Source organism: Cypionkella sp. (assembly GCF_034376685.1).
In the GTDB taxonomy this organism is placed as follows: Bacteria; Pseudomonadota; Alphaproteobacteria; order Rhodobacterales; family Rhodobacteraceae; genus Cypionkella.
Genome location: NZ_JAXMJJ010000072.1, coordinates 30598 through 41891, shown reverse-complemented (window position 1 = coordinate 41891; position 11294 = coordinate 30598). Strand labels below are relative to the sequence as shown.

Below are 11294 nucleotides of genomic sequence, written 5' to 3'. Positions count from 1 at the left end.
CAACGGCTGGCGACAAGCCTAATCGTTCGGCGGCATTGCCCCTGCCAGCCCGCGCAACCCAACCAACCGCCGCCGCTCATCGTTCGGATTGACCCCAAACGCCTCGGCATAATGCTTGGTCATCGGGGTCGAACTGGCATAGCCCACCGACTGCGCAATCTCGCGGATGCTTTGCGTCGAATACAAAACCCGCTGCCGGGCTTTGCGCAGCCGCATAAGGCGGTAGTATTTCAGCGGGCTTTGCCCGGTCGCCTGCTTGAAACAACGCTCCAGATGCCGCTCTGACATCGCCAAAGCTTCCGCCACGTCAGCGATCTGCAACGGGTCTTCGATATGCTCGGCAAAGATCTGGATCGCCGCGCGCACGGTATCGGGCAGCAGATCATCGGTGCCGCCTTGTTTTTGCACCGGCACCTTCTGCGCCGCATCTTCGGTGCGCACGAACGGATGCTGGAACCAGCAGGCCACCTCGGTCATCGTATCGCGGCCCAAGCGTTCCTCGATCAGCCGCAGCATCAGATCAAACACCGCGCCTGCCCCCGAGGCGGTATAGCGCCGCCGATCCCGCAGGATCACCGCTTGCGACGCAATAGTGTCGGGAAACTCGGTCTTGAACGCCGCCTCATAGCACCAATGCACCGACACCGCATGCCGCTCCATCACCCCAGACCGCACCAACGGGAAAATCCCACCCGAAAACCCGCCCAGCACCACGCCCGATCGATCCAGCCAGCGCACCTGCGCATTGCCACGTTTGGGGTTTTGAAACTGCGAAGTCGGGGCCGACAGAAAGAACAAATAGTCCAACCCCACCGCATCGGCCAGCGTCACATCCGGGTCAAACCGCACCTCTGCGGAGGACCGGATCGGGCTTGCCGCCTCACCAATCAGCTTCCAGGCAAATTCTTTCCGCCCAGTGATCTCATTCGCGGCCCGCAAAGGCTCGATCGCCGAGGTCAGACAGGCCATAGGAAAGCCGGGGAACAGCAAAAACCCCAAAGTCGCGGCGGTATCTCGGTGGATATTCATCGTCGGGGATTTTCTGTTGAGTGGGATTGTGTTTCACGGTAGTAAACAAGGGCAACAGTGACCCCAGACAGAGCCGGTTTCATGGATATCGACACGGACGAACCCAACCTGCCACGCGCCAAACCGGCGTTTGACCAAGACCCGCACCGCGTGCGCGAGCTGTCCGAGCGCAATCTGGAAATGGCCATTGGCCGCTCTGTCCGCGCCTTCCGCCGCGCCCAAGGCATGACGGTGGCCGATTTGGCAGGCGTCACCGGGCTGTCCATCGGCATGCTCTCAAAAATCGAAAACGGCATCACATCGCCCTCGCTGACCACTTTGCAAATCCTGTCACACGCGTTTTCCACCCCGGTCACCTCGTTCTTTCGTGGCTTTGAAGAGCGGCGCGAAGTGCAGCACGTCAAGGCCGGCGATCACATTGAAATCGAGCGGCGCGGCACCCGTGCCGGTCACCAATACCACTTGCTCGGCCATATCGGATCGAACGATTCCGGCGTGCTGGTGGAACCCTACCTGATCACCCTGACCACCGAATCCGACACATTCCCCGCCTTCCAGCACGACGGTATCGAGCTTTTGTATATGCTGGAGGGGGAGGTCGAATACCGTCATGGTGATCAGCTTTTCCATCTGAAACCGGGGGATAGTCTGTTCTTTGACGCCGATGCCCAACACGGGCCAGAGGTTCTGGTGAAACTTCCGGCCCGCTATCTTTCGGTGATTTCCTACAAGCAGGCCTGAAGCGGGGCATGCCTAGTCGGGCTATTCTGCGCCAAACCCCGGTGAGGTCGGTGCCCCATCGTCAAACTGCGCCAGGTAGTCCAGCATCAAGGGCTTGTTGCGGATAAAGCCCTTATAGGTCGCCAACTCGTCCGGGATGTCCCGCACCACCCGATGCAAGCGGCGCGCCCATTTCGGCACCGTCACCAATTCCTCAAACCGGATCAGATAACAGCGGATCGGGAACACGATGGCGTTCGATCTTGGCAAGCGGTGCAAGGTCTGCAACTCCACCCGCAGATGCTGACGGTGGCCGATGGTGTCCGGCGTCATCGTGGTCTTCGACGGCCCCCATTTCGGATAATTCTCGGGCGAGGTGTCCAGCAGCGGATCCACCGTCATCGTCCAGTTGAATCGCCGCACCGGAGCGCCATGTTGCAGCTTCAGCAGAAACTTTAGCGCGCGGTCAAAGATATTCATCTGATGCGCCAAGGGCACCGGGGCGTGCCATTGCTTGAAGCTCATGCCGATATCGAAATCCAGTGACCAATCGGCCTGCGTCGTCACCATGCCCGCCTCAATCCACAGATCATCATCCCGCTGATCTTGCAGGGTAAAATCGCCCTGCGTTTGCCGGGTGATATACTCCATAGGGCCATAGGGCAGGGTAGAGGCATCCATGAAGGTAAAGCGCTGCTCGATCTGCAACGGCTTGTTGATCCAGTGCCACTGGTTGCCATCCTTGTGCAACTCGAACCAGTGCGGATAGTCCTGCGCCTTGCTCTCCATGATCAGTTCCAGCAAATCCCAACCCGCCAGTTCCATATGCGGCAGCGTCTGGCAGCGCAGCGGATCTTCCGCCAGCACCTGCGCACGATCCCGCATCTCGGCCACATAATGCTCGTCGACATCGAACATATGCTCAAACACCGAGCCCACCGGGCCCGGCACATGCGGCTCCATATTCACCGAATACATGTAACTGTCTTCGGGGAACGGAAACGGAAAGCGCTTGATCGCTTTCGCCGAGTTCTTGAACGTATAGTCGCCCCGAAAGGTTTCGTCGTTGAAATCCAGTGACATAGGCTCCCCCCTATCGGTCGAGGATCAGGGCAGCGCCCCGAAACCGCGATACGCATGGCATGATCTTGGTTTGGCTGGCCTTTTGCTCATCGGTGAGCCAGTGATCGTTGTGCTCGATGTGGCCGTCACAGCGCAAAACCTCGGTTTCGCATTGCCCGCAAGCACCACCGCGGCAAAGATAAGGCGCTTCCACCCCCGCCGCCTCAATCGCCTCCAGCAGCGACTGGTTCGGCTGCACGGTGATGCTTTTGCCCGAGGCCGCAAGCTGCACGTCAAAGGCAATGCCAACCGGCGGGGCGAGGAATTCTTCCGAATGCACCGCCAGTGCAGGCCAACCCATCGCCGCCGCCGTGGCCTTGACCCAGGCAATCATGCCCTTCGGTCCGCAAACATAGATATGCGTGCCAAGCGGTTGCGATTTCAGCAGGGTTTTCAGGTCAATCTGCTGTTTATGTTCATCATAATAGACATGCACGCGCGGGCCGTAGTGGTCCTGCAAATGCTCGACATAGGCCCCCAAGGCAGGTGAGCGCACCGAATAATGTAGCTCGAACCGCCCACCCATCGCCTCGACCTGCGCCATCTGTGCGACAAACGGCGTGATGCCAATGCCACCCGCGATCATCAGATGCTTTTTCGCACGGGCATCCAGCGGGAACAGGTTGACGGGCTGGCTCAGCACCATCTCCATCCCCGGCCGCACATGGCTGTGCATGTAAAGCGAACCACCGCGCCCGGCCTCGTCCCGGCGCACCGAGATTTCATAGCCCATCGTGTCGGCAGGATGGCTCATCAGCGAATAGGGGTTCATCCGGCGGGTGCCGTGATCGTCCATTTCCACGACCACATGCGAGCCACCCGAGAACACCGGCATCGCCGCCCCATCGCGGCGCACGAAGCGGAAGCGTTTGATCAGGTCGTTGACCTCAACCACCTCGGCCACAACAACCGGGATTTTCGGCGCGCCGACACTCATTTGAACTTCTCCACCGAAGCCGGAACGTCTCCGGGGTCTTCCGCATCTATATTCACGCCCTGAAACGCCGCGAGCCTGCGCGAGAAGTGGTCGCGCACGAACAGGCTTAACCCGCAATGACTACAGACAAACGGATCGAGCGTCACATTCTCGGTGACACCCTTGCAATGCACGCATTGCACCCGCCGCGCGAGGCTTCCGCGATGCTCTTGCTGCACCGCCTCATAAGGCAGCCCCGCCGCTTGCGCGAGCGCTGCCACCTGCGCCATCAGCCCTTCAGTGCCAGCAGTGTAGATCTGCAAACCCATATGCGCGTCGGCCAGAACCTTGGCCAACCGCGACTGCGCCGCCGCAAAACTTGGGGACCGATGAAACTGCGCCACGCCCAAGGCCTGCAAGGCGGTGGTCTTGTCGCAGCCATTCGCCCCCGGCATGTAGATGATGTGGCTGACGGGTTTCATCGCCGCCGCCTCAGGCTTGGCAAACAGATCGCAGATCGCCTCCGCGCCCTCACCATCGGCGACAAACAAATGCGCCGACCCGATAGCAGGGGTCAGCACGCCATAAACCGGGCGGCTGGTGATGGAAGGCTCGAACATCGTCTGCGTCATAGTTCCGTTATTCCTTGAACGATCTGCTCTGCACGATTTCATCTTGGTCTAAATATCCCCGCCGGAGGCTCCTGTCGCCACTGCGGGAAGCCTCCGGCGGGAATATTTAAGCCAGTCTGAAAGCCTTAGCCCTTCGCCGTCCGCCGCTTTTTATCAACGTCAAAGAACGGCATGGAATGCGTCGTGGCAGCGATCTCGCCATGCGTGCTGCAATTCACCACCAGCTTGGTGCCATTGTTGGCGCAATCGACGGGCAGGCGGGCGATGGCGATGGTCCAGTCGTTCAGCGGCGAATACATTGCCTGCGTCACCACGCCGACCTTGTCCTTGTCCTTGCCCTTGAACACCGGAGCATCATTGCCGGGCACGTTCTTGCCTTCCAGCTTCAGTCCCCAGATTTTGAAACGTTCCTTACCCTTCAGACGGTAATGCTCCTCCGCCCCCCGGAAGCCGACCTTGCCGGGCGAGACGGTGAAATCGAGGCCAAGCTCCCACAGAGTATCGCCGGGGCCTTCGTTCTCGAACGGATACATTTCCGAGTTATCGAACGGGAAGAACAGCAGATAGCTTTCGGTCCGCAGCATATCCAGGGTGGTAAACCGGCAGGGAATGATCCCCATGCTCGCGCCTTCCTCCAGAATGCGGTCCCAGATCATCGGTGCATCCTGCCCGCGGCAGAAAATCTCATAGCCGCGCTCGCCGGTATAGCCCGTGCGCGAGATCATCACCGGCTTGCCGAACAGGCTGGTCTGCATCTGTGAGAAATACGCGAGATCCCGGATCCCCGGCACATGCTGCGCCAGATAATCCACCGCCAGCGGCCCTTGCAGCGACAGATCATGCAGGTTGTCGTCAAACCGCACCGAGACATCGCGCCCCGCTGCCGCCATCGTCAACTGCTCAAAGCCCTGGCCCGATCCATGCACCACCATGAAGGCATTCGGCCCGGTGCGGTAAATCACGCAGTCATCGACGAACTTGCCAGCATCGTTCAGCATCGCGGCATAAACCGAGCGCCCCGGCATCAGCTTTTCCATGTTCCGCGTCGTGGCGCGTTCAATCACATGCGATGCACCGTGTCCGGTGATATGCACCTTCTTCAGCCCCGACACGTCCATCAACCCGGCCTTGGTGCGGATCGCCATATACTCGGCGTCCGGGTCGCCCTTCTCATAAGACCAAGCCGTGCCCATGCCGGACCAGTCTTCCAGATTGGACCCCAATGCGCGGTGACGGTCTGCGAGCGTGGAGAATCGCCAGGAATTTGTCATGTAGCCCCCCTAGAGCGGTTATATTTGCTGGCAACAGTCTGCGATTAGCCCAAGCCAAAATCAACCTTCTTGTGCAAAATTATTTCCTGACAGGGAATTTTTTCGACCTTTTCTTGCGTGCGAGGCCGGAAACACAAACGGGCGGCCCGAAGACCGCCCGTTTGCCTAAAACATCAGCAGTCTTACGCTGGCAGCACGAAGAACCAGTTCGACCACAGCACCACCGCCGCGCCTGCGACCAGCGCCAGATACGGCAGCATTCCGGCGCGTCTTGGCCCCAGATCGCCGTGATCGCTCAGACCCAGATCCTCCATCGCTTCCTTCGGGAAATGGCCCTTGTCCTGCACATAATGCCGGAACCAGAACACCGGCAGAATGAACGAGGCAAACACCAGCCCCGACCACAACGCGTTCTCATAACCCCAGACCTTCGCACCCGCGCCGAGGAACACCGCGTTCACGAACGCCAGCACGGTGTTGACGCCCAGCAGCCAGTTCGGCGCTTTCCAAGGACGGTTCAGATGCGGGCTGTCGATGCGGTGAATCCAGCCTGCGTTCAGGTTCAGGAAGTTGAACAGGATGTAGCCGACGTTGGAAATCGCCAACACATAGAAATAGCCACCGACATCCGAGGCCAGCGCCAGCAGGATCACGTTAAAGCCGAAGTCCGTCCACATCGCCCCAACAGGCGCGCCATGCGCGTTGGTTTTGACCAGATATTTCGGCAACCAGCCATCGCGCGACCCCTGATACAGCGTCCGCGAAGACCCAGCCATCGCCGTCATGATCGCCAGAAACAGTGCGAGGATCATCAAGATCACAAAGATCTGGATGAAGATCGGGTTGGAACCCACCATCGCGCCCAATGCGGCCGCAATCCCGGTGCCATCGACAATCCCGGTTTCCAGCATGCCGCCCAAGCCGTAAACGCCTTGGAACGAGAACGGGATCAAGAAGAAGAACACGATGCAGAGCAGGCCCGAGTAGAAGATCGCCCGGAACGTATCGCGCTTGGGGTCTTTCAACTCAGCCGTATAGCAGACTGCAGTTTCAAAGCCGTAGGTCGACCACGCCGCAATATACATACCGCCGAGAAACAGCGTCCAGCCGCCAACATTCCACTCACCATTGACGCCCGAATAGGCCGCCGTTGGTGGCACAATGCCAGTGACGTTCATCGTGTTGATGTCGCCGTTGATGATCGGGATCAGACCGACCAGCAGCAAAGGCACCAACACCACCACCGCCAGCACCTTTTGGGCGCTTGCCGTGGCCGCAATACCGCGATGCTGGATCGCCAGCATGATCAGCATCAGCACAACCCCGATCACGAAGGTCGAGTTGAAGTGCAAGGTGCCAAGGCCGGGGACGTTCAGCGCGTAAGCCTCCCACACCCGGAACGCCGGGGTCAGGGCTGCAACGCCGTCCGCCGAAGCCACAGCGGTGATCGCATCCGCAGGCGTGGTGCCCGCGTTGGCTGCGATATAGGCCACCACGCTTTCGGTGGTTTCGGTATAGTTGGCAATATTGGCTGCAATCCATTCCACCACTTGCGGCGCTGTTTCCAGCGGGATCGGGAACAGAGCGTTCAGGATATAGCCCGCCGCGATGGCGCAACCCAAGGACAGCACGGGCGACCATGCAAACCAGTTACACCACACCGACAACGGCGCGATCAGCTTGGAGTAGCGCAGCCACGCGGTCGCACCATACACGCTCGTGCCGCCGGATTTGTTGCCGAACATCCCGGCCATTTCGGCATAGGTGAAGCTTTGCGAAAAGCCCATGATCATCGACAGCATCCAGACGACGAAAGCGGCTTGTCCGGCCACCCCCGCGATACCGCCGATGGAAAACAGCACAAGGGGCGGCACCCCTGCGGCGACCCAGAAGGCGCCCTTCCAATTCAGCGTGCGATGCAGATCGCCCGCTTTGCTTTCTGTAGACATGAAGTGTTCCTTTGTCCCTGTTGCTGCCCGGCCTTGCTGTGGCCGGATCGTTTGGTTGTGCGGATCGGTCGCGTTAGATTGCGTCACATTGAAGCGGAGCAGGCCAAGCGCAAAGCGATTTTTCACCTACGAGGAATAATTTTTAACTTTTGATCCGATATGGATTTGATTTTCCGAGTCTCTCCCACAAATTTTGCCACAAAATCGGGCGATCAGCCCAGTTTGCTCAACTTGCCTTGCTATGCCGCCAAACCTCGAATCGGATACGGGCGGTCTTGTAGGCATCCATCATCGCCAGCGCCCAGACGAACAAACCGCCCGCCAGTTTGCCGACCAGTGACACCTCGGGGCTTGCGGTTTTCAGGGTGAACGCGCCCAAAAGCACGATGAAGAACACAAAGGTCAGCCCGCGGATCGGCTGGCGGTTCAGCACTTGGCCAGATCCCGGCAGGATCGTCGCGGCGGCCAGCACCAGATGCGGGTTTAGCGGTTTGCTCATGACAACTCCTTCAGATCATCGCGCAACGCCAGCAGGGCATTCAGCAGCGGTTCCAGCAGGGCAGGGGCCAGCGGTGCTTTGCCCATCTCCGAGTCGCGAAACGCCAGATAGCGGGTGCGGTCGGCTTCCTCGGCCAGCCAGACAAGGCGCAGACCTTTGGGCGAGATCACCAGCTCTTTCAGCAAATCCGCATCCAGCCCCTCCAGATGCTTCAGCACCAGTTCGGCAGGCGGCGCATTACCCGGCGCATCGCTGCGAATGGCGCAATCTTCGGGAAACCCCGCAGGCGTGGCAATCTGCACCGCCAAATCGCGAAAATTGCTGAACGGCTCCACTCCACGCGGGCGCAGCATAATGTCAAGGGTGGCGCGGGCAGGGGTGGGTTCCGCCAGCGTCACCAGCAGCCAAAGCGCGGGCAATTTGCGGTAGGTCAGCGTATCCGGCACCACTTGCAGATCAAACAGCGCGCCTTGATAGCGGCCCGACAGACGTGGAAATCCGGTTGGTGCGGTGGCCAAAATCGGCTCTGCAAACAGCGCTTCCACCTCTGCGAAATACCGCCCGCGCACCGCAAACCGCTTGGCGCTCTGCCCGCGCAACCGCGCAGCAATGCCAAACCCAATCGCAATCACCAAAGCCCAGATCAGAAATTTCATGCGTTGTCCCAAAAATGATCCGGCCCGCCGTTCAAGGCGGGCCGGAGCGTTTCAATATCCGCGCGGACGCGGCCACGGCATGGTGAACTGATCGGCACGTTTGACGAACCGATAGCGCCAGAAGTGGAACCACAGGCTTACCACGATATAAAACCCGATCATCGCAATCAGCTGCGTGCCATAGCCCAAGAACACCGCGAAATACGTCACCGAACACAAAGCCATCAGCGAGATCGCCGGCAGCGGGTGCAACGGATGCTCATAGCCGCGTTTGATCGTATCCAAAGGCCATTTCTTACGGAACATGATCATGTTGATCGGCATGAACGTATAGCCGAGCAGCCCCGACAGGATCGAGAAGGTGATTACCTGATCCAAAGGTGCGCCCAAAGCGAAGATCAGCGCAATCGGCACCAGAAAGATGATCGCGCGGTAGGGCGTCCGGTACACCGGATGCACCGCGCCAAACCATGCGGGCAGATAATGGTCGCGGCCCATCGAGAACCAAGCGCGCGACGCATCATTGATACAGCCATTGGCACTTGCCAAAGTCGCGAACAACGTCCCGATCCCCAGCAGCCAGACCAAAGCCGACGATCCAGAAATTTGCGCCGCCGAGAACAATGGCGCCACTGCCCCATTCACCCCGTCACCCAAGTATTCCCACGGCATCAGCCCCGAACAGACATACCACGTCAACGTCGCCGCAATCAGCAGCGTCATGATCCCCGCCAAGGTGCCAAACGGCAAGGACCGCGCGGGCGAGCGCACTTCCTCTGCCGCCTGCGTCGTCCCTTCGATCCCAAGATAATACCAAAGACCAAAGTGCATCGCCGCCAAGATCCCCAACCAGCCGTAAGGCAGACTTGCCTGACCGCTCATCAGATCCTTGTGCAGCATCTCTCCCGCCCCCAACAAAGGCGAGGTGGCGAGGAAAATCGTGATGATCGCCACAAACGCAATCGCGGTGATCACAAGGTTGAACGTCAGCGTCGCGAGCACGCCGCGGTAGTTCAGCCATGCCAGAAACATGATCGCCAGCACAATGAACGGCCGTTGATCGAGGCCACCCTCATGGCCCGTCATGCCCGCAACCGTATCCACCAGAAACCCAAGGGTGATCGCGTTGCCAGCCTCCAGCATCGTATAGGCGAACACCAGATACAGCCCGACGTTGAACGCCATCAGCGGCCCGATGATATGCTTGGCCTGAGTATACTGGCCCCCAGCCGCCGCCACCGTCGAGGTCACCTCGCTGTCAATCATCGCCACGCAGGAATACAGGATCCCCGCGAACCAGCAGGCGATCAGTGCGGCATAAGCCCCGCCCTTACCCACCGCAAAGTTCCAGCCCATATACTCGCCGACCAGAACGATGCCGACGCCAAGCGCCCAGACATGCGCTGGCCCCAGCACCCGCAAAAGCCCCATCGACTGGCCATGTGCGGTATGGTCCACGTCCATATCAGAATGTGCCATCCTCAGCCCTCCAGCCGATGTTTTTCGGTCATCGCTTCCAGCTCGCCTTCACGCGACGAGGTCAGCATCTCTTCCGAATAGGTGGTGTCGATCTTGATCCAGTCGATCACGATCAGCAGCCCGAATAGCGCCGACAGGCCCCAGGCGCCGTATTCGATGTAATTCCAGGTATCCATCATGCGCCCCTATTTCTCGCCAAATTTCTCAGCGATCACTTCGCGATATTCGATGTCGGAGAACCGGATCATCATCACGAAATAGCCGACGATCACCACGACCATCACCGCCAGCGAAACCCAGCTGAAACTGTAGTCATAGCGCGCGGTGATGATGTCATGCGCCGAGGCCGCATCGGGAAACCCCAGCTTGTTCCACTGTGCCACCATCACCGGGTTCTGCCCCAGACTTTCCCAAGTCGGGTTTTCCACCGGAACCGGCAGCTTGGCTGATCCCGCCAGCCCCAGCCACAACGGCACGAACAGCGCGCCAACCGACAGCACCACCAGCACGATCACGTCGATAATCTGGCCCAATTTGCTTTGAACGGGGGGGATATAGCGTGCCATCTATTTCCCCTTCGCAGCTTTGGCCGCATCCATGAACTGGATGTCCAAGCCATACATAAAGTCGCGGTCCTCGCGGTAATGCCGCAGCATCGCCATGATGGCCGCCGTGTTATAGATCAGCACCAAAGCACCGCCGATCAGCAGCATCACCCGTGCGCCACCCGAGGGCGCCAGATCCCAGGTGCCATAGGCCACAAAGCCAATCGCCAGCCAAAGGCCGATGACAAAGGACCACGCAATCCGCGTGTCACTTCGATGCATCGCCTCGATCCGTGTGTTCAGATCAGACAAGATTACCTCCCAAGGCCCCCTCCACCTGACCGCGCCTAGGGCCATAGCGCGGCAGTCGCAGCGGGTTATTGTCCCGCTTGATTTCCCAGATGATTTCTCTGCGTGAATTTTATTTTCTGACAGGAAACACCCCCTGCGACATTCTGTCAAAGGATTTGATGAGA

13 protein-coding genes are annotated in these 11294 nt (G+C 59.3%); 1 reads left to right on the top strand and 12 read right to left on the bottom strand.

What is annotated here, in order from left to right:
* Positions 1–18 precede the first annotated feature (18 nt).
* The gene (locus tag U1A24_RS13655) at positions 19–1029 is read right to left on the bottom strand and encodes a GlxA family transcriptional regulator (protein ID WP_322322523.1); all 1011 of its coding nucleotides are present in this window, start codon (positions 1027–1029) and stop codon (positions 19–21) included.
* An 81-nt stretch (positions 1030–1110) separates the two neighbouring features.
* On the opposite strand from U1A24_RS13655, the gene U1A24_RS13650 reads away from it, so the two are divergent.
* Complete coding sequence (locus tag U1A24_RS13650) at positions 1111–1770, top strand: helix-turn-helix domain-containing protein (RefSeq protein ID WP_322322522.1); 660 nt, start codon at positions 1111–1113, stop codon at positions 1768–1770.
* Positions 1771–1791: 21 nt separating this feature from the next.
* Here U1A24_RS13650 and U1A24_RS13645 read toward each other — a convergent pair whose 3' ends face one another.
* The 11 genes from U1A24_RS13645 to U1A24_RS13595 all read right to left on the bottom strand — a co-directional run bounded on the left by U1A24_RS13645 (position 1792) and on the right by U1A24_RS13595 (position 11130).
* Complete coding sequence (locus U1A24_RS13645; protein WP_322322521.1) at positions 1792–2832, bottom strand: DUF3445 domain-containing protein; 1041 nt, start codon at positions 2830–2832, stop codon at positions 1792–1794.
* A gap of 10 nt (positions 2833–2842) precedes the next feature.
* Positions 2843–3808 (bottom strand): PDR/VanB family oxidoreductase, encoded by a 966-nt coding sequence (locus tag U1A24_RS13640; RefSeq protein WP_322322520.1) that lies wholly within the window; start codon positions 3806–3808, stop codon positions 2843–2845.
* The gene (locus tag U1A24_RS13635) at positions 3805–4419 is read right to left on the bottom strand and encodes a dimethylamine monooxygenase subunit DmmA family protein (RefSeq protein ID WP_322322519.1); all 615 of its coding nucleotides are present in this window, start codon (positions 4417–4419) and stop codon (positions 3805–3807) included. The genes U1A24_RS13640 and U1A24_RS13635 overlap by 4 nt, the downstream gene beginning before the upstream one ends.
* A 125-nt stretch (positions 4420–4544) precedes the next feature.
* Positions 4545–5690 (bottom strand): aminomethyltransferase family protein, encoded by a 1146-nt coding sequence (locus U1A24_RS13630; RefSeq protein WP_322322518.1) that lies wholly within the window; start codon positions 5688–5690, stop codon positions 4545–4547.
* A 182-nt stretch (positions 5691–5872) separates the two neighbouring features.
* Complete coding sequence (locus U1A24_RS13625) at positions 5873–7639, bottom strand: APC family permease (RefSeq protein WP_322322517.1); 1767 nt, start codon at positions 7637–7639, stop codon at positions 5873–5875.
* A gap of 226 nt (positions 7640–7865) precedes the next feature.
* Positions 7866–8138: a hypothetical protein gene (locus tag U1A24_RS13620; RefSeq protein ID WP_322322516.1), complete on the bottom strand. Its 273-nt coding sequence runs from the start codon at positions 8136–8138 to the stop codon at positions 7866–7868.
* The gene (locus U1A24_RS13615) at positions 8135–8794 is read right to left on the bottom strand and encodes a hypothetical protein (RefSeq protein WP_322322515.1); all 660 of its coding nucleotides are present in this window, start codon (positions 8792–8794) and stop codon (positions 8135–8137) included. The genes U1A24_RS13620 and U1A24_RS13615 overlap by 4 nt, the downstream gene beginning before the upstream one ends.
* A 51-nt stretch (positions 8795–8845) precedes the next feature.
* Positions 8846–10273 (bottom strand): APC family permease, encoded by a 1428-nt coding sequence (locus tag U1A24_RS13610; protein ID WP_322322514.1) that lies wholly within the window; start codon positions 10271–10273, stop codon positions 8846–8848.
* A gap of 2 nt (positions 10274–10275) precedes the next feature.
* On the bottom strand, positions 10276–10452 hold the full coding sequence (locus U1A24_RS13605; RefSeq protein ID WP_322322513.1) for a hypothetical protein: 177 nt from the start codon (positions 10450–10452) through the stop codon (positions 10276–10278).
* 6 nt (positions 10453–10458) lie between these two features.
* Positions 10459–10839: a hypothetical protein gene (locus U1A24_RS13600; RefSeq protein ID WP_322322512.1), complete on the bottom strand. Its 381-nt coding sequence runs from the start codon at positions 10837–10839 to the stop codon at positions 10459–10461.
* The gene (locus U1A24_RS13595; RefSeq protein WP_322322511.1) at positions 10840–11130 is read right to left on the bottom strand and encodes a hypothetical protein; all 291 of its coding nucleotides are present in this window, start codon (positions 11128–11130) and stop codon (positions 10840–10842) included.
* Between the last annotated feature and the right edge of the window lie 164 nt (positions 11131–11294).